Origin of the sequence: Kitasatospora sp. HPM-01-4, from assembly GCF_051374625.1 — a bacterium.
GTDB lineage: Bacteria > Actinomycetota > Actinomycetes > Streptomycetales > Streptomycetaceae > Kitasatospora.
On the sequence record NZ_JBPQGP010000005.1, the window covers coordinates 7,521,646 to 7,543,802 of the forward strand.

A 22,157-nucleotide genomic window follows, 5' to 3' on the forward strand; every position below is an offset into this window, starting at 1 on the left:
GAACTCACGCCTCCAACACGGATTCCTTCGTGGCTTGAACGGTCTCGGTGACGGCCGCGGCCTGGACGGCTGCGGCGACGGCCTCGCTCGGGCCGGCCGTGGCGGCGGCCTTCGCGACGCTCTGGTCGGTGCTCTCGGCGACGGCCTCGGCGGTGGCTTCGGTGATGGCGTCGAGGAGGATGGTGCAGGCGGTGTCGACGGTGTCGGGGGTGACGTTGAGTGGGGGCATGAGGCGGACGACGCAGTCCTCGCGGCCGCCGACTTCGACGATGAGGCCGTGTCGGAGGGCGGTGGCCTGGACGCGGGCGGCGAGTTTTCCGGCGGGGCGGTGGCTGGCGGGGTCGGCGAACTCGATGCCCCACATCAGGCCGCGGCCGCGGATCTCGGTGACGTAGGGGTTGTCGTCGAGGGGGGCGAGGCGTTCGGTGATCTGCCGGCCGCGTTGGACGACGTTGGTGAGGATGTCGTCGCGGCGGATGATGTGGATGGCCTGGGTGCCGGCGGCGAAGGCGAGTTGGTTGCCGCGGAAGGTGCCGGTGTGGGCGCCGGGGGCCCAGGTGTCGAGGTCGCGGTCGTAGAGGATGAGGGCGACGGGGGTGCCGATGCCGCTGAGGGCCTTGGAGGCGATGATGACGTCGGGGTCGATGCCGTACTCCTCGAAGGCGAACCAGGTGCCGGTGCGTCCGCAGCCGGTCTGGACCTCGTCGACGATCAGGGGGATGCCGAGTTCCCTGGTGAGGGTGCGGATGCGGCGGACGAAGTCACGGCGGGCGGGGATGATGCCGCCCTCGCCCTGGATCATCTCCATGATGACGGCGGCGGGCAGCGGCAGGCCCCCGTTGCCGTCGGTGAGCGCGCGTTCGAGGTAGGCGACGCAGTTGGTCGCACAGCTGTCGGGAGTCAGATCCAGGGGGCAGCGCGCGCAGTAGGAGTAGGGGAAGAAGTGGATGCCGGGGACGGGGTTGGGCACCGGCTGCTTCTGGGAAACGAGCCCGGTCAGCGCCATCGCGGCGTGGCTGCTGCCGTGGAAACCACCCTGGAAGGTGATGATGTCGCCGCGCTTGGTGGCGGTCTTGCACAGCTTGACGGCGGCATCGACCGCGTTCGCACCGGTGGGCCCGCAGAAGTGGATCTTCATACGGTCCCGCAGATGAGGCGGAAGCATCGACAACTGCGCCTGGGTGAAGGCGTCCTTGGCCGGCGTGGGAAAGTCCAGACCATGCGTCAGGACACCGAGCTGCGCGGTGATCGCCGCAACCAACTCCGGGTGATTGTGACCCAGCGACAGCACACCGGCACCGGTCAGGAAATCGATGAACACATTGCCGTCCACATCACGCACCAGGCTCCCACAGGCCTCCGCGATCGCGATCGGCAACCGCCGAGGATAACTACGCGCATTCGACTCATGCTGCGCCTGGCGGGCGAGCAGCTCGGCGGAGCGGGGCCCGGGCAGATCACCCTCGACATGCGGGCCGGACCACGTGCCGAGATCGAGCGAGGTCATGCGTTGCCTCCAGAGTGGGTGGGGTGGGGGTGGCAGGGGCCGCCCCCGTGGTGCGGAGCGCGATGTGACGGGTGTTCGGTGGGGAACGGCGGGCCACCGGGGACAGGGCCTGATGGCCCGCCGAGGGAGTGGGTGCCGCAGCTGACGAACGGGTGCCGCGGCACGGACGGGCGTCGGTTCAGCACGGACGGGCGGGGATACCGCGCCACCGGGTGTGCTGGGGCAGGCGTTCGCCCTTCATGACCAGGGACAGCCCGTCCAGCGAGGTGCCCGCGCCGACCTCGGCGTCGTACAGCACGACGCTCCGCAGGCCGATCGAGCTGGCCTCGCCGACCTTGACCGTGGACATCTTCATCACCCGGTCCTCGAACAGGTGGGTCTGCAGTGAGGTGACCTCACCGACCGCCGCGTCGTCGCCGACCTCGACAAGGTCGAACTCGGTCAGGTAGGTGGTGTTCAGCCAGACCCGCCGGCCGATCCGGGCCCCGAACAGCCGCATCACCCAGGACATCAGGGGTGTCCCGATGAGGAAGCCGACCAGCCCGGGTACCACCAGGTTCTCGAACAGGCCGGTGATCAGCTCGGTCCGCCGGACCCAGACGCCCCAGAGCGGCTCCACGCGCGGCCGGTAGCGGCCGATGACCAGCCACTTGAGCACCACCACGACCAGGGTGGAGAACACCCCGGCACCGAGGAGCAGGGCCGGCCCGATCAGGTAGACGTCCAACGGCGAGGTGGATTCGGCGAGTTGGACTCCGCCGAACAGGGCGAGCAGGGCGGAGAGCATGCCGATCGTCGCGGGCAGGGTCACCCGGAGGTACTCGATGGCCAGACGGGCCGCGATCAGTCCGGGGCTCGGGTCGTAGGTGTACTTCGGGGGGAAGTTCTGGCTCTCCTCACGACGCGGCAGGAAGAGTGCCGGCGAGCCCAGCCAGGTCGTCTCCGGGTCGATGGGCTTGGTGGGCGCCACCGAGTGCACACCCAGCAGGCTGTTGTCGCCCATCCGGCAGGCGCCGGGCAGCAGCGCGCCGTTGCCGACGAAGCTGCGCTTGCCGACCTCGGCCGGAGCCAGCGCGATCCGGCCCCGGTGGAAGACGGCCGGCGCCACCACGCTGACGTCCGCCACGAAACTGCGCTCGCCGATGATCAGCATGTCCGGGTCGACGAAGCTGACGGTGGCCACCTCGGACCAGCGCCCGGTGCGGGCACCGAGCATCCGCAGGAACGGCACCAGGTAGAGCGTGGAGTAAAGCGAGTGCGTCATGGTCAGACTGGTGGTCAGCAGGCCGTCGGCGATCCACTTGCGGACGCCGAAGGCGCTCCGCTCCGGGTGGAGGCCGGCCCGCGCCCTGGGCAGCACCGCGCGCTTGACCAGGACGATCAGGGCGCAGGTGGTGAGGACGATCACCGGGCCGGCCAGCAGCGTGGCGACCAGCGCCCAGTCGAAGCCGTCCTTCCAGGCCACGAGGCCGACCACGGTGGAACCGGCGGCGACGATCAGCAGCGGCACCAGGATCAGCAGCAGTGCCCCGGCCGCGAAGCCGGCCAGGACCCGCAGCGGCCAGGCCCGGTCGTCGGGCTGCTCGGCCATGGTCTGGAGCACGGCCGGAGCCGCCTCCTGCACGGTGGCCGGGGAGCCGGCCCAGTGCTCGCCCGCCGGGATCAGGTAGTCCGCGGGGACGAGCGACTGCTCGCCGATCGAGGCGCCCCGCGAGACGACGGCACCGGGCAGCACCACGCTGTTGGTCCCCAGGTAGCTGCGGTCCTCCAGCCGGACCGGTGCCAGCCGCAGCCAGCCGCCCTCGACCGCGTAGGACTGGATGCGCGCCCCGTAGCCGACGCTCACCTCGTCGCCGAGCTCCACGAACGGAGGCAGGGCGAACGGGGCCGAGATGTGGCAGCCGCGGCCGATCCTGGCACCCAGCAGCCGCAGGAAGGGCGGCAGCAGCGGAGAGCCCGACAGCAGCCCGGCCGGTGTGAGCGCGGCGATCCTGGTGTACAGCCAGAACCGCAGATAGGTGACGCCCCACAGCGGGTACCGGCCCGGGCGGACCCCGGCCAGCACCAGCCGGCAGCCGACGACCGGGAGCACCAGCAGGTCGAGCAGCGTCCAGGCGATCTCCAGCGGCACGAACCCGCTGTACCGCATGTGCGCGAGGGCGTTCAGCGGTCCGCCGCCCAGTCCCGGCTCGGCCACGTTCCAGGAGACCAGCACCCGGTAGAGCAGGACCAGGGCGGGCAGGCCGAGCAGGAGCAGCCATGCGTAGAGCCCGGTGATCTGCGCCAGTCCGCAGAGCGCCACCCGGAAGGTGGAGTGCCGTAGCGGCGGCGGGGCCGCGACCCGCTTGTCCTCGGGGACGGGCGTGGCCGCGTCCGCGGCCGCCGCCAGCTCGACGAAGCTCGCGAGGCCGCGCACCGTGGGGTGGGCGTAGAGGTCGGCCATCGCCAGGCGTTCGAGCTCCGGCATGCGGCGCAGCCGGGACATCAGCCGGGCGGCCGCCATGGAGTGGCCGCCCAGGTCGCAGAAGAAGTCGTCCTCGACCGAGATCTGCCGGCCGCCGAGAACCTCCTGCCACACCGTCGTCAACTGCTGCTCCAGCAGTGTGGCGGGAGCGGCGTGCGGCCGGGAGCGGCGGGCCAGGGGCGAGGAGACGGGGGCGGGCAGCGCCTTGCGGTCGACCTTGTCCGCCGCCAGCAGCGGGAACTCGTCGAGCACCTCGACGAAGGACGGGATCATGTAGCCGGGAAGCCGGCGCCGCAGCGAGGCGTGCAGGCGCTCGCGCAGCTCGTCCTCGGACTCCTTGGCGCGGTCGACCAGGGTGATGTAGCCGATCAGGTCCTGGACCACGCCGTCCTGCTCCCGGGGGGTGACCACCGCGTTCTCCACGGCCAGGTCCTCCCGGAGCACCTCCTCGATCTCCGCCAGTTCGATCCGGTAGCCACGGATCTTGACCTGGGTATCGATCCGGCCGAGGAACTCGATCTCCCCCGTCGGGCTCAGCCGTCCCAGGTCGCCGGTGCGGTAGATCCTCGGGTTCTCGGCCCGTTCGGGTTCCACCGGGTTGGAGACGAAGCGCTCGGCGGTGAGCTCGGGCCGGTTGAGGTAGCCGATCGCCACCCCGGGGCCGCCGACGCAGATCTCGCCGCTCTCGCCGTCGGGGACCGGCCGCAGCTGCTCGTCGAGGATGTACACGCGGTAGGTGGGCAGCGGCATGCCGATGGTCACCGGCCGCCGGGGCGACAGTTCCGTCCAGGTCGCGGTGACCGTCGACTCGGTGGGGCCGTACACGTTGAGGATCCGCCGGCCCTCCCGTGCCCAGCGGCGCACCAGGTCGGGCGGGCAGGCCTCACCGCTGACCAGCAGGCTGCGCAGGGCGGGGACTTCGGACTCGATGGTGGTCAGCAGGGTCGGCACGCAGCACAGCACCGTGACCTCGTGGTCCCGGAGGAACGCGGCCAGCCCCTCGCCGACCCGGCGGTCGTCGGTCGGCCCGGCGACCAGCACCGCACCCGAGACCCAGGCCGGCCAGATCTCCTCGACCGAGAAGTCGAAGGCGATCGACAGGCCCTGGTAGACCCGGTCCTCCTCGTCGACCCGGTAGATCGGCGCCACGGCCCACAGGAAGTTGACGATGTTGGCGTGCGAGACCGCCACGCCCTTGGGGCGTCCGGTGGTACCGGAGGTGTAGATGACGTAGCAGACCGACGACGGGTCCACCTCGACACCGGGGCGGGTGTCCGACTGCTCGGCCAACTCGCCTTCCAGTAGGTCGAGTTCGATGACCTGGCAGCCGAGTCCCTGGGTGCGCTCGCGGGCCGCCGAAGTGGTGAGGAGACCGCACATCTCCGCGTCGCGGGCGATGAACTCCACCCGGTCGGCGGGGAAGGACGGGTCGAGCGGGACGTAGGCGGCCCCGGACTTCATCACGGCGAGCAGGGCGACGTAGGTGTCCAGGGACCGTTCGAGTAAGATCCCGACGCTCCGGCCCTCGGTGGCGCCCCGCTGCCGCAGCAACCGGGCCAACCGGTTGGCCCGCCGGTCGAGTTCCACGTACGTCAGCCGATCGGAGCCGCAGGCGACCGCGATGTTCCCCGGCACGCGGTCGCAGGTCCGTTCGAAGTACTGCACCAGCCGCTGAACCCGGGGCAGGACCCAGGGCTGTGCGAGTGGTGAGGCTTCGTCGACCTCCTCCCGTTCGGCCATGCGTGAAGTTGATTCCAAAGGTGGCACAACTCCTCCTGAAATTCAGATAAAAGGACTTTCAAAATGCCCGCCGAATCGCCCGCCGTGGCTGCCTGGATGTTACATCCGGTGAAACCCGTGCGGTCGCGTCAATGACCGCGGGACGCTTTCCCGGTGAAGGCGGCGGAAGCCGTGCCCGATCGAATCCCGGGAGGATGGGCGAATGGGGGAGCCGTCAAGCGTGACAGTCTCTTCGCGGCCGCCCCGTCGGCGTCGTGCTACTCATCTGCCTGTGATCCCGTCGACTGGCAGCCGTAGCCGTGGCGGCTGCTCGGTGAGACCCCCGTCCGCGCCGCGTGCGACCGCCCCCGTGGTGCGGTGTCGCCCGTGGCGAAATGAACATGACGGACACTAGGTGGCCGCGTCGAAGGGGGACAAGCGTCGCGCGGGGATTTTTAGAATTCTCATATTCAGAGCCCGATCTCATGTGGTGGGTCTCGTACGGATGATCGGATCTCGTCGACGGAGGGGCGCCTGGTGATACGCGCACATTCACCGGACAGCTGTATCGATCGAACGCTCGACGGGTGATGTAGCGGAACCTTTGCTTTCTCCGGCGCCGACGACAGGGACGACGACATAATCGCTGGCCCCGGCCATTCATGCCACGCGGGCCGACGGCGCGGAGGGTCAGCGGCCGGCCCGGTCGGCCGCGGCGTCGATGATGGCCGAGGCCCAGTCGGCCTCGGACTGGGAGGACAGTCGGGCGGCAGCCTCCTGGAGCAGCCGCCGCCACAGGCCGGCGCGGGTCCAGGTGTAGAACCTGCGGTGCGCGGTGGCGGGTGAGACGCCGAACTCCGGCGGCAGGCTGCGCCAGGCGCAGCCACTGGTCAGGACGTAGACCACGGCGGTGAACACGGCGCGGTCGTCCAGGGGCGCGCTGCCGCCGCCCTGGGGGCGCGGCGCGAAAGGCGGCAGCAACGGCTCGACCAGGTTCCACAGCCCGTCAGGAACCAACCGGCGTGCAAGACCTACCCGCATACGGCCATCATGCCGCACCGGGAGGTTGTCATGCGGGGGTCGAGCTGATGAACAATGGTCTACACCACGTGAGACGGAGCCGGCCCGCCCGGGCGGGCCGGACCATATCCGCGGGACCCGCCGGCCCGGTGGCATTCCCGCACCCGGACCCGGTCGTCCACCGGGGGCAACGCGTGCGGGATCAGGTCCTGGCGCCGACGTCGACGATGGTGCGGTACCCGGTTGCGACGCGGCCTCAGATCGCCGGCGAGTGACCGGCGGCAGCGGTTTCCATGCGCGTCGGTCCAGTGGGTCGGTCCGGCCGGGGGCCAGGGCTCCTTCGGACGTAACGCGACCCGGCCTGCCGCCATCGCGGAACGCGATGGCCGCACCCACCCGGCCGGGTCCGGTCAGAGGCCGCGAGCGCTCGCCGCGCGCCGCGGCAGGATCGGCAGCTGGGGGCGGCGCCCGGTCGCGCCGGGCATCCGCATGAACGGGCGGGCCACCTCTCCTCCGAGGTTCACGCCGATGGCGAGGGCCATCGCCATCGCGGCGGCGCGGCCGACGGAGGACAGCCCGGCTTCCGGCTGGCCCTGGGTGAACGCCAGCATGCCGAAGTACAGCACCGAACCGGGCATCAACGGGGCTATCGCGGCGGTGACATGGGGCAGCGCGGGGGCCTTGCGGTAACGGGCCATCAGCTGGCCGAAGAGGCCGACCAGGCCGGCCGCCAGCCCGGTGGCCACGATCGGCTCGACCCGGGCGTTGACCAGCACACCGTAGGTCGTCCAGCCGATGGCGCTGTTGAGCACGACCAGCGGCAGGGAGTGGCGGTCGGTCTGCAGCAGCACCGCGAAGGCCAGTGCCAGCAGCATCGCGGCCGCCAGCTGGAGCGGCGGGTTCACCGTGCCGCCCGAGCCCTCGAAGCTCTTCAGGTTCGCCTTGTTGTTGACGCCCACGTAGAGCACCAGCATGACGCCGATCACGATGCCGGCGACCAGGTACAGCACTTCGAGCATGCGTGCCGCGGCGGTGAGGTAGAAGCCCGTCAGCCCGTCGTGCACCGCGGCGACCATGGGACGGCCGGGCAGCAGGGCGAACAGTCCGCCCGTGACCACCACCGAGCCGCGCAGGTGCAGGTCGTTGAACGAGAGCAGTATGCCCAGCAGCGCGGCGGGCATCGCGGCGAGGACGAACTGGTAGAACTCGGGCAGGCCGCTGCTGGCGACCAGCGCGGCCAGCCGGTCCCCGGCCATGGCGGAGGCGAAGGCGCTGGCGAAGACGAGCCAGGCCCTGCTGTCGGCCCTGCCGCCGACCAGCAGGGTGGCGGCCCCGGCCAGAAAGCCCGAGGCGACGGCGAGCAGCCACGCCGGGTAGGGGTGCCGGTTGCTGCGGATCTCGGCCAGCCGGCCGTACGCCTCGTCGACCGCCACCTCCCCGGCCGTGATGTCGGTCACCAGGCGGAACACGGCGGCCAGCCGGGTGTAGTCGCAGGTGCGACGGCGGACCGTCCGCTCGGCCGCCAGCGGCGCGCCCACCGGTGAGGGCTGGTGCGAGACGGCTATCAGCGTGAAGGTGACCTGAGGCTCGCACTGGTACAGCCGGTAGGCGCGGGCGATACCGAGCATCGCGGCCTCGACGTCCTCGGCCGCCTCGCCGCTGGCGAGCAGCAGTTCGCCGATGCGGAGGGAGAGATCCAGGATCCGGGCGACGTTCTTCGGATCGAGCCTGCCCTCGTACGACTCGTACGACTCGCCCTCGAACTCCGGGCGTTCGACCATCGGTGTGCGCAGCAGCGGGCGCATGCGGTCCGGCCACGGGGCGCCGTCGGGGGCCTCCTGGCGCGGCTCGGGGACAGCCTTCCCGCCGACCGGTGGTCTGGGAGGTCCCAGTCTTGGAACCGGGGCGTCCTCGGCGGACGCCTCGGAGGCCGCGGATCCTTCGGCCGGGCCCTCGGACCGGCCCGGTCCGTCCCGTCCGGTCCTCGCCCCGTCGCCCGGTTCACTCTGCTTAGGCACTACCACTTCTCGCCGCCTCACTTCTGTGTGATGGTGCGTCAGATCTGTCCGGTCGGCGCGTGCGCACATGTGTGCCATGGCTCACAGCGGCCCCATCCGGTAACAGAACGCACCCGGGTAACTACCCATGGCCACTGTCAATCGAACGATCCACTCGCGAAACCGGGCCGGTCGCCCGGCCGTGCGGGACGTGGAGGCGGGCTGTTCCGTGCCTGCGCGGGCGGACGCGGACCCGTGGCCGGCCTTGAGGCGGGCCTCCCGCGCGTGCGGCCCGACGGGCGGCGCGCGGCCCGGCGCGATCGGGGGTCCGCGCGCCGGGGGCCTGGGTGGGCGGCGTGGGCCGGGACCGCGGGACGCCGGGCGGTGACCCGGCGCCGGACCGGCGGGACGGCGCCGGAGCGTCGGTGGGCCGGGTGACTCGCGGTGGGCCGTCACCGCCGGCGGGTCACACCGTCAAGGCCGGGGCGTCGCCGAACTCGGCGGTGAGGACGGCTCGACGTGGGCTCCCCGCGCCGTCCGGGCTGCTCCGCGCGCCGTCGCCTCGGGAGGCCGGCCGTGATTTCGCCGCGCCGCGCGCCGGCGGTGACGCCCGCTTCCGCGGATCTCCCGGGGGTGTCGGGTCCTGATGCCGACGAAGACGGAGGCTCCGGCGCCAGCGCCCGCGCGCCGGTCAAGCAACGGATCGTATGCGCCCCTCACTTGAGCGCTGCCCGGAACCGCGGCGGTGACGTACCCGGTGCGGGCCGCCGCCGGCGGGGGCGCAAGTCCCGGTGTGCCGCCGTGTTTCCACCGCTGCGAGCCCGGGTCCTCGGCCTGCCTGCCCGCCTTCCGGCTCGCCGACTACGGCCCGGGCGGCCGGAGTACGCAGCTGTGGGCCGCCTCTTTGGTGGTCGTGAGCCGCCCGGCTTCGGAGGCGTTTCGCAGGTTTCTCCCAGGAACGGGTCCTAGGATCGGAACAGCCCGGTCCGGCCGCTTCCCCCGTGCGGCCGGACCGGGCTCTCTCGTGTGCGCCCGACGGCGCGAGCCGACGCGGGCACCAGGGCTGTCCGGCGGAGCCCGATGAATCGACACTCGCCAGGGTCCGGGAAGCCTGCGGTTCCCGGCCGCGGTGCTGGTTCCCCGGGCCCGGCCGCCGGGAGACGGCAGCCGACGACGCGGTTGTCGCCCCTTGCCCTATCGCCCGGTCAGCGGCGTGCGCGCTATTCGCGGGAGCCCAGCGCCTGCTGGGTCAGCCGGACGGCCAGCGGCATGGCCAACTGGACGAGCGCGCCCGCGCCGACGGCCGCGGCTGCACTGCTCGCCACGGGCTCCGCGTAGGCCAGGGCCTGCCGCACCATGCCGGGGGTGCCGGTCTGCATCCGGCGCAGCGCGGGACGCAGGGTGTCGACCGCGGGGACGGGGATGGTCAGGGTCCATTCGGCGGCGTTCTCACGCGGCCAGGTCAGTTCGATGCGCACGATTTGATCTCCCTGGGTGGGTCGGGGTCGATCGCGTGCTGCGCGTGCCGCTGTCCGGGCGCACTCGGGACGCTCCCGCGGGGCGGGCGGGAGCCGGAGCGCGGGCGTCGTCAGCGCGAGCGGAGGCCGCGATCAGGGGATGACGGGTGAGTGTGCCCGGGAACGGGCTCTGGACTGGACCAGGGACTCATTTCCCCCACCTCCTTGCGGCCGGGACACGCGCGGGTGTCATCGAAACTGTGCGGGAGGAGCCTCGCCGTGCGGCGAGGGCTGCCTCGTCTCGTCGGGGCCGGGCGCTGTGGAGCGGATGTCCGGGAGGATCCGGAAGCCGCTTCCGAGCGGACCGTTCACCCGTCGAGATGCGGGTATATGTCGAGAATTGTCCGAGCTGCGATACGTTGTCAACGCGATATGCGTAACACGAGATGAACAGGCGGAGGCCGGCCCGTGACGCGCGGCGAGGCCCGTCTCGGAGCGGCGAATCGGAGAGTCCAATGAGTGACAGTGCGGGCACATCCTCGGCGTCCTCGTCGCCGGAGGGCACACCCAAGCTGATGCACCAGGTGGAGGCGGTGACCTCGGCGGTGCGGCAGGTCCCCGGTGCCTCCCTGGTGAAGGGGGTTCTCGACGGGGCGCTGGACGCGGTCGGAGTCGTGTCACCCCGGGCACGGAGGGTGGCCGCCTACGCGGGCGTCGGTCTGCTCGGAGTCGTGGGCGTGGTCGAGTGGCCGGTGGCGGCCGCGGGTGCGGCGATCGTCTGGCTGACGCAGTCGCGCCCCGGGAACGCCGCCCGGGGCACGGCCCGGACCGACGCCCGGAAGCCCGCCGCCGGGCCGGCCGAGCGGCCGAAGCCCGAGCCGGAGACCAGGACGGCCAAGGCCGCCAAGACCGCCAAGGCCGTGAAGAAGGCGGCGGCCAAGCCGAAGGCAGCGAAGCCGAAGGCGGCCAAGGCGCCGAAGAGCCGTACGGCGGCTCCGGCGACCGAACGCCGCACCACCGGCCGGCGCTCCACCGCATCGAGCTCTTCCGGCGCCGGCACGCGCAAGTCCTGACCGGCCTCACGCCTGGCCGCCGCCGGGGTGGCGACCGCCCGGCTCCGTGTTCCGCCCCGGGCAGGACGGCACGCCCGGTGGCGGGAGTGCCCGTGAAGGGTGAGAGATGCTGCTGCGCTTACTGACGCGTCTGCCCGCGGCGGGGCTGGACCTCGCCCTGGCGGCGCCGTCCGAGGTGGCCGACCGGATCGTCCCGACGGTCGGCCTCGCCGTGCGTACGGCGGCCGAACTGGCCACCGCCGGGGCACGGACCACCGTGCGGGGCGTCGAAGCGGCCTCGGCGGCGGCGGTGCGGGTGGGCCGGGTCGCCCGGAACGCCGTGACGCCCGGCCCGGGTTACTGGCGCGCGGGGAGCAGGCTGCAGCTGCCGCTGCGCCAGGGCGGGGGCGCCGCGCCGAGCGCACGCGGGCTGGCGACCGCGGCGAAGAAGGTCGCGCTCGCCCTGGTGGACCACCCCGACGTGGTGACGGCGTACTGGGACGGCGGGCTGGCACGGCTGGTCGTGCAGATGACCGAGGACGCGGCCACCGACCAGGTGGTGGACCGGGCGACGGAGCTGGCCGCCGGGCAGGGGCTGGAGCGCCCCGACGAGCAGGTGCTGGAACACGTCCACCCCGGCCAGACCGGGGACGTCCGCTCCGGGGTGATCGCCCTGGTCTGCGACGCGGCGGGCATCGCCGCCGCGGTCAGCGCACGGGCGGGCGGCCGGAGGAGCTCGTCGCGGGCGGTCACCGCCGCGGTCGCCCTGATGCGGGAGGACTCGCGGATCAGGGCGTTCCTGAGGAGCCGGCTGGGGACGTCCGGGGCCGATCTGGTGCTGGCCGCGGCCAACGCGGCCGCCCACGGCGCGGGGCAGTCGCCCGCCTCCCTGGTGCTGGACGCGGCGCTGAGGGCGGGCCAACTGGCGGAGGCGATCGCCCGCGCGGCGGCGTTCGACGCCGCCCACGACACGGTCTGCGTACCGGGGCGCCTGAGTCCGGCCGTCGTCGAGGTCGCGCGGCCGGCGCTGCGGCCACTGCCGGGCGACGAGTACGCGGACCAGGCGGTCACCACGAGCGTGGTCGGCGCCGCGGCGACCCTGCTGTTCACCCGGGACGTCCACGAGGCGGCCGAAGCGGTGCTGGCCGGATCCCCCAAGGCCGCCAGGTACGGCCCGGCGGCCTTCACCGCGGCCCTGGGCGGTGTGCTGGCCCGTGAGGGCGCGCTGGTACGCGACACCGACCGCCTGCGGCAGCTGGAGCTCGTCGACACGGTGGTGCTGCACGCCGAGGCGCTGCGGAGCACCAGGCGGATGGTGCTGGACGCGAACCCCAGCGCGGCGGACTGGGACCACGACCGGTTGTGGCGGGCGGCGGCCGCGGCCCTCCACTCCTCCGAGGCGGAGCCCGGGCCCGGCACCGAGGCCCCGGTCCTCCTGCATCCGGTGCCCGACGGGGGAGCCGAGGAGACCGGGCTGATGATCGTCTCGGAGCGCGGCAGCGACGTCGGCACCGTACTCGTCGGCTGGGAGATCGACCCGCTCGCGGAAGCCGCGCTGGACGCCGCACGCCTGGCCGGTCTGCACGTGGTGATGGTCGACGACGGCTCGCTCGGCGACTTCGGGGCGCTGGCCGACGAACGGGTCGAAGCGGGCCGGCCGCTGGCCGAGGTGGTGCGCGGCCTGCAGGACCGGGGCCGGATGGTGCTCACGGTGGCGCGCGTCCCGGGCACCGCCGCCGACGGACGGCACCCGGACCGGCAGGACGTACACGCCGGGCTGCTGCACAGCGACATCGCCGTCTCGGTGACGGACGAGCGGAGCGCGGTGGTGTGGGGCGCGGACGTGCTGGCGCTGAACGGACTGGGCGGGGCATGGCGGCTGCTCGCGGCCGTGCCCGCGGCCCGGACCGTCGCCCGGCACTCCAGGACCCTCGCCGAGGCGGGCGCCGCGCTGTCCGGACTGCTGGTGGTCACCCGGGGCACCCGTGACCACCAGGCCGCCTTCCCCGTCGAGTTCCGGCTCAGCCCGGTCAACGCCGCCGCCGCGGTCTCCCTCGCCTCGGGCTGGTACACCGCGCTGCGGGTGGGCACCCGCGATACGCCGCACCCCGGACCGCGGGTGCCGTGGCACGCCCTGCAGCCCCGCGAAGTGCTGTCCAGACTGAGGGCCGCCCGCCGCGCCGCACCGTCCGCCCCGGCGGTGGTGCGGGAGGCGGTCGGACGGGCCGCGGCCAGGACGGTGATGCTCCCGGCCTTCACCCCGGCCCGCCTGACGGTCCGGCTGCTCGGTGCCGTCCGGGCCGAACTCGACGATCCCCTCACCCCGGTGCTGGTGGTCGGCGCGGTCGCCTCCGCCCTGCTGGGGTCCACCGTCGACGCGCTGCTGGTCGCCGGTGCGCTGGGAGTCAACGCGCTGGTCGGCGCGGTACAGCGGCTGCGCGCCGAACGCGCGCTGTCGGCACTGGCGGTCGGCCAGCGCCAGACGGCACGGCGTGTCACGGACGGCGGGGGAGAGACGACCACCGTCGAGGCCGCCCGGCTGACACCCGGTGAAGTGATCGACCTGCACACCGGTGACGTCGTGCCGGCCGATGCCCGCCTGCTGGAGGTCGACGGCCTGGAGGTGGACGAGTCCTCGCTGACCGGTGAGTCGCTGCCGACCGCCAAGCGGCTGGACGCCACACCGCAGGCGGCCGTCGCGGACCGCCACTGCATGGTCTTCGAGGGCACGACGGTGGTCGCCGGCCACGCCCGGGCCGTGGTCGTGGGCACGGGGGAGGAGACCGAGGCAGGGCGGGCGGCGCACCTCGCCTCCCGCGCCCCGACGGCCCCCGGGGTGCAGGCGCGACTGCGCGAGCTGACCAACCGCGCGCTGCCGCTCACCCTCGCGGGCGGCGCGGCGGTGACCGGACTGTCGCTGCTGCGCGGACAACCGGTGCGCGAGTCCGTCCGCAGCGGACTGGCGGTCGCGGTGGCCGCCGTGCCCGAAGGCCTCCCGCTGGTGGCCACCGTCGCCCAGCTGGCGGCGTCGCGCCGGCTCAGCCGGTGCGGCATCCTGGTCCGCACACCGCGCACCCTCGAAGCGCTGGGCCGGATGGACACCATCTGCTTCGACAAGACCGGCACCCTGACCGAGAACCGCCTGCGGGTGGTCCGTGTCGTCACCCCCGAGGGCGTCACCCAACCGCCCGCCGCCCCCGACGCGGAGTCCGTCATCCGGACGGCGGCCCGGGCCTGCCCGCACATCCTGGACGAGGTGGGCATCCACGCCCACGCCACCGACGAGGCCATCCTCGCCGCGGCCCCGCACGATCCGGGCTGGAAGGCGACCGACGCGCTGCCCTTCGCCGCCAACCGCGGTTACGCCTCCGCCACGGGGACCGACGCCGACGGTGTCCGCCTCCTGGTGGTCAAGGGCGCGCCGGAAGTCGTGCTGCCCTGCTGCCCGGACGCCGGGTCCCAGGCGACGGCGACGGCGCAGTCCCTGGCCGGACAGGGGCTGCGGGTACTGGCCGTCGCGGTGCGCCGGCTGAAGGGCGGTCAGTCGGCCGAGGTACTCGGGGAGCCGTTGGCGGCGCTGGAGCTCACCGGGTTCGTGGCCCTGGCGGACACCCCGCGCGCGGGCTCCGCCCCACTGGTGGCGGCACTGCGCGAGGCGGGCGTCCGGCCCGTCATGCTCACCGGCGACCACCCCCACACGGCCCGCGCCGTGGCCAGGGAACTGGGCTGGCCCGAGGACGTCACGGTGGTCACCGGTGACGAGCTGGCCGCAGAGGACCGGGCCGGCCGGGCCCGGCTGCTGCGCGAGTGCGGTGTCGTGGCACGGGTCGCACCCGAGCAGAAGCTGCAGGTCGTCGAGTCGCTCCAGGACGAAGGGCATGTCGTGGCCATGGTCGGCGACGGTTCGAACGACGCCGCCGCCATCCGCGCCGCCGACATCGGGGTCGGCATCGCCGCCCGGGGCTCGGCGGCGGCCCGCAACGCGGCGGACCTGGTGATCACCAGTGACGAACTGTCGGTCCTGATCGACGCCGTCGCCGAGGGAAGGTCGCTGTGGCGCAGCGTGGCGGACGCGGTCAGCATCCTCATCGGCGGCAACGCCGGGGAGATCGGGTTCTGTGTGCTCGGCACGCTGCTGTCCGGGGTCTCACCGCTGTCCACCCGTCAGCTCCTGCTGGTCAACCTCCTGACCGACATGTTCCCGGCGATGGCGGTGGCGGTCACGCCGCGGACTGGCGACGAGACCGGTGACGACGTCGGTGACGGCGCCGGTGACGATGTCGGCGACGAGCCCGGCGAGCCCGCTCCCGGCGCCGCCGCACCGGAGAGCGCACCCGTGACGGGCACCGCTGCCTCGACGGGCGCCGGACCCGTGGGGACCGCGGCACTCGGCGAGCCGCTGACCCGCCAGATCCGGCAGCGCGGCATGGTCACCGGACTCGGCGCGGGCACGGCCTGGCTGATCGGTACCGTCACCCCCGGCACCGAACGGCGCACCAGCACCATGGCGCTGTGCGGAGTGGTCGGCGCCCAGCTCACCCAGACGGTCATCGGGCGGCGGCACAGTCCCCTCGTGCTGGCCACCGTGCTCGGCTCGGCTGCCGTACTGGTCAGCCTCGTCCAGACCCCGGTGGTCAGCCACTTCTTCGGCTGCACCCCGCTGGGACCGGTGGCCTGGACCGGCGTGGCCACCGCCATCGGCGTCGCCGCGCTGGGCCCCTGGATGGTCCCGCCGGTGGAACGACTGCTGTCCGACGTCGGATCACGACTGCGCCCGACGGTACGCGTGATCCGCTGACCGCGGCCGACGGCCCGACCGCCGTCGGCGGGCCCGAGGCGTCGAGGAACGACCGCCGTCGGCGGGCCCGAGGTGTCGAGGAACGGCGCACCCCCTCCGCGATCGGTGCGGGTACGGGCCCGGCCCGTGACCGTACGCCCTGCACCGACTTCGACGCCGGGGCCCGTCATGGCCGCCGGCCGCACCAACCCCGGCCGTGTCCGGCGGCCCTGACGGGGCGTCCGCCAGCCTCTACGCTGTGCCTTCGTGACTTCTCCACACCGTCAGCGCAACGGCTCCGCGGTCGGCTCCGCGATACCTCGGGACGGCCGGGCCACGGCGGCCGCCCGGGGGCAGGGCCGCTCGCCGCTGCGCCGCCTGGTGGCAGCGAGGGAAACCGGCGCGGACGACCCGGCGGCCTCCTCGGGCGTGCCCGCAGGCGGCGGGGGAGAGGGCCGGCCGTCACTCCTGGCGGCGGGTCCGGTGCTGGGGTCGGGCCTGCACCGGGCGCGGTCGTTCATGGTGCTGGCGACCATGCTCTACCGCGCGAGCCATCTGGTGGGCGGTCTGCTCACGATCGTCCAGCACCAGCCGGACTCCTGGAGCGGATGGAGCGTGCTGGCGGCGGCCGCGGTGTGCAGCGCCCTGGTCTACGGCGGGGCGCTGCGCGGCGGTTGGTTCGCGGCGCCGGCGGTCTGGACGGACGTACTGGTCAGCGGCTGCCTGCTGCCGTTCCTGGCGTCCGCCTGGAGTGACGGCCGTGAGCCGGCCGCGACCGCCTGGGTGCTGCTGCTGGGCGGCTCGGCGAGCGCGGCGGCGGCGGTCGCCCTCGAAGGGCCGCGGATCGTCGCAGCGGTACTGCTGCTGACCGGTGCCCACCTGGCCTGGCACCGGACCACCGGGGCCGGGCCGGCGATCCTCGGCGGCGACCTCGACGCGCTGGCCTCCTCGGCGGTGCTGGCCTGGGTGTTCTGGTGGTACCTGCGCCGGCAGGGCCGGCTGCTGGACAGCGCCAACCGGCGGGCGCTGGTCGCGGAGGCCGAGCGGGCCCGGTACGCCGAGCGGCTCGACCATCACCGCGCGCTGCACGACACCGTGCTGGCCACCCTGACCGCGATCGCCGGCGGCGGGGTGGACGCGAACGCCGCCCGGGTGCGCGAGCGCTGCGCCCGCGAGGCGGCCTACCTGCGGCGGCTGATCCAGCGCACCGCCGACGAGGAGCACCATCCCGAGGTCGGCGCGGCACTGGAGGCGGCGGTCGGCTCGGCCGAGAGCCTCGGGCTGCGGGTGACCGCGCAGTACCGCGCGCTGCCCGAGGTGCCCGCCGAGGTCGCCGCCGCCCTGGCCGACGCGGTCACCGAGGCGCTCAACAACGTGCTGCGGCACGCCGGTACGGGCCATGCCTACCTGACCGCGACCGGGGCGGGTGGCACGGTGCTGGTCACCGTGGTCGACCGGGGGGCCGGCTTCGACCCGGAGCGGGTGGTCCACGGACTCGGCCTGCGCCGCTCGGTGCGCGACCGGCTGAGCGAGGCCGGCGGACGGGCGAACCTGGACAGCGCCCCGGGCGAGGGCACCCGGGTCGAGCTGAGGTGGCCGGCGTGATCACGGTCGCGGTGGTCGACGACGACCGGATGCTGCTCGACGGGCTGCGCTCCTGGCTGCGCGACGTACCCGGGCTGCGGCTGCTGGCCACCGCCGCCACGGTGGACGAACTGCTCACCGGCCGGGACCAGTCCGCCGAGGTGGTCCTGCTCGACCTGGTGCTCCGGGACGGCTCGGTGCCGGAGCGGAACATCCGCCGGCTGCGCGCGGCCGGCAGCCGGGTGCTGGTGATCAGCACGGTGCCGGACCGGTCGCGGATCCTGGACGCTCTGGCGGCCGGCGCGGACGGCTATCTGACCAAGGACAACGACCTGCCCGCCCTGGTGGCCGCGGTCGAGGAGATCGCGCTGGGCGGCACCGCGCACTCCCCTGAACTGGCCTTCGCCTGCGCGCACGACGACCGTCCCGGCCGGCCCCGGCTCTCGCCGCGGGAGCTCCAGGTACTGCTCGACTACGCGTCCGGGATGACCCTCAAGTCGGCGGCGCGGCGGGCCGGCATCACCCCGAACACCGCCAAGGACTACCTGGACCGGGTCAAGGCCAAGTACCAGCAGGCGGGCCGGCCCACCTACACGAAGATCGACCTGGCGCGGCGGGTCCGGGAGGACGGGCTGGACACCTGACCGCGCTCGCTCAAGCCCCCTGAACGGGTGGCGGCGGGCGGCCGCGCATCCCCACTAGCGTCGCGCTCAACCGATCGAAGTGAGGGATACATGAAATCCATCGGTATGTGGCTGGCCCGCCTGCTGTCGGCGCTCACTCTGCTCGCCGGCGGTCTGGTCTTCTTCGCCGGCAGCGCACAGGCGGCCACCATCTGCGGCAGCGTCCCGGTGCCGCCGGGCCAGGTGATCGTCTCGGAGACCCTGACCAACAGCTGTACCGGGGGCTATCTGACCGAGACCATCCAGCCCCCGTCCAACGGACTCCAGATCTGCGAGAACGGGCCGGTCCCCAGCCCCTACGTGATCACCTCCACCTACACCACCAACAACTGCGGCCCGTACCAGACCGGTCGGATCAACACGGTCTACGACGGCATCCAGATGTGCGGAAACTCCAACGGGTCGATCCCGAACGGGTACGTGATCACCAGTGAGGGCCCGAACAGCGCCTGTGCGCAGGAGTACGGCGAGGTGTTGCACGTCGCCTCCAACGGGATGCAGATCTGCGGCAACTCGCCGGTCCCGACCGGTTACGTGATCACCGCGAACCCCCAGCTCCCGTCCTGCGGCATCTACCTGGGCGCCGTCGTCAACACCGCCTACAACGGCATGCAGTTCTGCGGCAACTCGCCGGTCCCGGCGGGCTATGTGATCACCGCGAACTACCAGATCCCGTCCTGCGGCATCTACCTGGGCGGCCGGCTGAACACCGTCTACAACGGCATCACCGCCTGCGCCGACTCCCCGGTCCCGGCCGGCTACTGGGTCTCCGCCACCGGTATCCAGAACGCCGGCTGCGGGATCTACATGGCGGAAGTCCTGCGGAACAGCTGACATCCGACCGGCACACAGCCACCGAATCCTCCAGGGCCCGGCGTTCCCGCCGGGCCCTGGCCGTGTCTCGGGCGGGCGGCGCGATGTCAGCGCCGGCGGGGTGCGAGTGCGGTCGCCGGACGGCGCGGGGCGCCTCGCCGGTCGAGGCTTCGTGTTCACTGCTGCGCATTAGTGCTTGCTCTGAGCGAGATGTTGACAAGTCCGAGCAATGGCGGTGCACTTGTCGCGGCCTTCGATGCCAGAACTCCCCGCATCTCCACCCGCCGCTGCCGGGACGGGTGTTGTGCAGCCGTCACCGGTCGCGTCCCGACCTGTCGTGCCCCGACCGCGCAATCGGACGTAGAGGAGTGCCACGTGCCCCACCTTCGAACCGCCGTGCTGCGACGCCTGTCGGCGGCGGCCGTCTGCGCCACCCTGCTGGGGGCGCTGCCGCTGACCGCCGTCCCCGCACAGGCCTCGCCCACCGCCACCGCCACGGCCGCGCTCGCCGCCACCCCGCCCATGGGGTGGAACGACTGGGCGCACTACCAGTGCGGGGTCACCGAGCAGACCGTCACCGCCAACGCCGACGCGCTGGTCTCAACCGGCCTGGCCGCCAAGGGCTATCGCACCGTCACGGTGGACGACTGCTGGATGGCCGCCCAGCGCGACCCGGCCGGCCACCTGGTCGCCGACCCCGTGAAGTTCCCGCACGGAATGGCCTGGCTCGGCTCCTATCTGCACCGCGAGGGCCTCGAGTTCGGCATCTACGAGGACGCCGGGTCCACCACCTGCGGCGGCTACCCGGGCAGCGGCCGGCCGCAGGGCGGCGGAGCCGACCACTTCGCCGAGGACGCCGCCGACTTCGCCGCGTGGGGCGTGGACTACCTCAAGCTCGACGGCTGCAACGTCGACGTCGCCTCCGGGCAGACCCAGGAGCAGGCCTATCGCCAGGCGTACGCCGCCGAGGCCGCCGCCCTGCGCGGCTCCGGCCGGGCCATCACCTTCTCCGAGTCCGCGCCCGCCTACTTCCAGAGCGGCGAGTGGGGCAATCCGGGCTGGTTCTCGGTCCTCGGCTGGGTCGGCCAGTACGGTCAACTCTGGCGTGAGGGCTGGGACATCGCGACCTACGACGCCGCGCACCCGAACGCCTCGCGCTGGAGCAGCGTGCTCTCCAACTACGGCTACAACCGCTGGATCGGCCGCTACGCGGCCCCCGGCAACTGGAACGACCCCGACTTCCTGATCGCCGGCGACGGCGGCCTGAGCGACGACGAGGCACGCAGCCAGGTGGCCCTCTGGGCGATGATGGCCGCGCCGATGATCCTCTCCTCGGACGTCGGCCACCTCACGCCCGCGGGGCTCGCCGCACTGGGCAACACCGACCTGATCGCCGTCGACCAGGACCGGGCCGGCCGCCAGGCCGGTGTCGTCGCCACCGGCGGAACGACCGATGTGCTGGTCAAGCCGCTCGCCAACGGCGATCGCGCGGTCGCCGTACTCAACCGCGGCCCCTCGGCGGCGGCGGTCTCCGTCCCGCTCGCCGGCATCGGCCTGCCCGGCTGCACCGTGACGGCCAAGGACCTCTGGACCGGGGCGGCTTCGAGCACCGGCACCTCGCTCGGCGCGACCGTTCCGGGCCACGGCACCGCCGTCTGGCGGGTCACTCCCGGCAAGGGCTGCGCCCCCGCGGTGCCCACCGGCCAGGTCACCGGCAACGGCGCCAAGTGCGTGGACGACTCCGGCAGCGGCACCGCCGACGGCAACCCGGTGATCCTCTACGGCTGCACCGGCAACGCCAACCAGCGCTGGACGCTCGGCACCGACGGCACCGTCCGCACCCTGGGCGGCTGCCTGACCGCGAGCGGAACCTCGGCCGGCAGCCCGGCCGTGCTCAGCGGCTGCTCCGGCGCCACCACCCAGCGGTGGTCCGCCCACCCGGACGGCACGCTGACCAACACCGCGTCGGGGCTCTGCCTCGACGTCACCGGCGGTGGCACCGCGGACGCCACCCGCCTGGACGTCTGGCCGTGCGGCGACCACCAGGCCAACCAGGCCTGGTCGCTGCCGGTCTGACGTCGGGTCGGACCGCGTCGGGCCCCTGTCCGCACCCGGCGGTTTCTAGGGGCCCGACGCTCGCTCGGCCGGTGGATGCTCCTATAGACGTCAAGCCGCAGGAGCAAGATTGTTTTGAGTGGTTTGTGTCGATGGGATATTGGTCAGCGTGCGGTAGACCTCACGGGCGACGAAGCGCTTGAGGCAGCGAGTGATGTCCTTCTTGGACAGCCCTTCCTTGGTGCGGCGCGCGACGTAGGCACGGGTGCGTTCGTCGTAGCGCATGCGCACCAGGACGATGGTGTGCAGGGCGTTGTTCGCTGCCCGGTCGCCGCCCCGGTTGAGGCGGTGACGATGGGTGCGGCCGGAAGACACGGGGATGGGAGCGACCCCGGCCAGGTGTGCGAAGGCGGCCTCGGAGCGCATCCGTTCGGGGTTGTCTCCGGCGGAGGCCAGCAGCTGGCCGGCGGTCTCGGGGTCGACGCCGAACAGCGCGAGCAGTTCGGGCATGGCCTGCTTGAGCAGCGGGGCGATCTCGGCGTCGAGCTCGGCGATCTCGTCGTCCAGTGCTTGATGGCGGTGCGGCAGGCGCCGTAGTGCGGCCTTGGTCGCGGCCAGTGGTGCGGACAGGTCACCGCCGGAGCGCAAACGCGCAGCGGTGCGTATCAGTACGCTCCGGTCCAGGCCGGCCAGTTGCTCGCGCAACATCGCAGGCGCGGACACCGGCAGGCCGCGGATCTGGTTCATTGCTTGGGTGCGGGCCTTGACGGCGCTACGGCGGGCGATCCGCAACACTCGCACCGCCTCGACCACGCCGTCGCGGCTCTTGGGGATGCCGGTGGCTCGACCGGAGGCCACGGCTGTAGCGGCGGCGTAGGCGTCGATCGGGTCGGACTTGCCCTTCATCCGACGGGTCTTGCGGTCGGGCCGGTCGACGTCCACGACCGTGACACCGGCCGCAGTCAGCACCCGGGCGAGCTCGGCACCGGGCGGACCAGGCGCCGGACGTCGGCGGCGACCTGGTCGGCG

General features: G+C 73.1%; 11 protein-coding genes and 1 pseudogene. 6 read left to right on the forward strand and 6 right to left on the reverse strand.

Annotated features, from left to right (window positions below; all coding sequences use genetic code 11):
• Positions 1-4: 4 nt before the first annotated feature.
• From ACSMTC_RS32635 to ACSMTC_RS32655, 5 genes are all read right to left on the reverse strand, one after another.
• Positions 5-1,507, reverse strand: coding sequence for an aspartate aminotransferase family protein (locus ACSMTC_RS32635; RefSeq protein ID WP_436563337.1), 1,503 nt, complete (start codon positions 1,505-1,507; stop codon positions 5-7).
• A gap of 178 nt (positions 1,508-1,685) precedes the next feature.
• Positions 1,686-5,711: a Pls/PosA family non-ribosomal peptide synthetase gene (locus ACSMTC_RS32640; protein ID WP_436563338.1), complete on the reverse strand. Its 4,026-nt coding sequence runs from the start codon at positions 5,709-5,711 to the stop codon at positions 1,686-1,688.
• Positions 5,712-6,380: 669 nt separating this feature from the next.
• Positions 6,381-6,731 carry a transposase gene (locus tag ACSMTC_RS32645; RefSeq protein WP_436563339.1) on the reverse strand — a complete coding sequence of 117 codons (351 nt, stop codon included), beginning with the start codon at positions 6,729-6,731 and terminating at the stop codon, positions 6,381-6,383.
• 389 nt (positions 6,732-7,120) lie between these two features.
• Positions 7,121-8,728: a threonine/serine exporter family protein gene (locus ACSMTC_RS32650; protein ID WP_436563340.1), complete on the reverse strand. Its 1,608-nt coding sequence runs from the start codon at positions 8,726-8,728 to the stop codon at positions 7,121-7,123.
• A 1,199-nt stretch (positions 8,729-9,927) separates the two neighbouring features.
• Positions 9,928-10,185: a hypothetical protein gene (locus ACSMTC_RS32655; protein WP_436563341.1), complete on the reverse strand. Its 258-nt coding sequence runs from the start codon at positions 10,183-10,185 to the stop codon at positions 9,928-9,930.
• Between the two features lie 494 nt (positions 10,186-10,679).
• Here ACSMTC_RS32655 and ACSMTC_RS32660 point away from each other — a divergent pair, with 494 nt between their 5' ends.
• The 6 genes from ACSMTC_RS32660 (at position 10,680) to ACSMTC_RS32685 (ending at position 21,149) form a co-directional block, all read left to right on the forward strand.
• On the forward strand, positions 10,680-11,237 hold the full coding sequence (locus tag ACSMTC_RS32660; RefSeq protein WP_436563342.1) for a hypothetical protein: 558 nt from the start codon (positions 10,680-10,682) through the stop codon (positions 11,235-11,237).
• A 106-nt stretch (positions 11,238-11,343) separates the two neighbouring features.
• Positions 11,344-16,014, forward strand: a complete 4,671-nt coding sequence (locus ACSMTC_RS32665; RefSeq protein ID WP_436563343.1) for a cation-translocating P-type ATPase — start codon at positions 11,344-11,346, stop codon at positions 16,012-16,014.
• Positions 16,015-16,260: 246 nt separating this feature from the next.
• Positions 16,261-17,598: a sensor histidine kinase gene (locus tag ACSMTC_RS32670; RefSeq protein WP_436563344.1), complete on the forward strand. Its 1,338-nt coding sequence runs from the start codon at positions 16,261-16,263 to the stop codon at positions 17,596-17,598.
• On the forward strand, positions 17,595-18,221 hold the full coding sequence (locus tag ACSMTC_RS32675; protein WP_436563345.1) for a response regulator: 627 nt from the start codon (positions 17,595-17,597) through the stop codon (positions 18,219-18,221). The genes ACSMTC_RS32670 and ACSMTC_RS32675 overlap by 4 nt, the downstream gene beginning before the upstream one ends.
• Positions 18,222-18,311: 90 nt before the next feature.
• On the forward strand, positions 18,312-19,094 hold the full coding sequence (locus tag ACSMTC_RS32680; protein ID WP_436563346.1) for a hypothetical protein: 783 nt from the start codon (positions 18,312-18,314) through the stop codon (positions 19,092-19,094).
• 354 nt (positions 19,095-19,448) lie between these two features.
• Positions 19,449-21,149 carry a ricin-type beta-trefoil lectin domain protein gene (locus ACSMTC_RS32685; RefSeq protein WP_436563347.1) on the forward strand — a complete coding sequence of 567 codons (1,701 nt, stop codon included), beginning with the start codon at positions 19,449-19,451 and terminating at the stop codon, positions 21,147-21,149.
• A gap of 90 nt (positions 21,150-21,239) precedes the next feature.
• Here the strand turns inward: ACSMTC_RS32685 and ACSMTC_RS32690 are convergent.
• Positions 21,240-22,124: pseudogene (locus ACSMTC_RS32690) on the reverse strand (transposase); the annotation flags it as partial.
• Positions 22,125-22,157 lie beyond the last annotated feature (33 nt).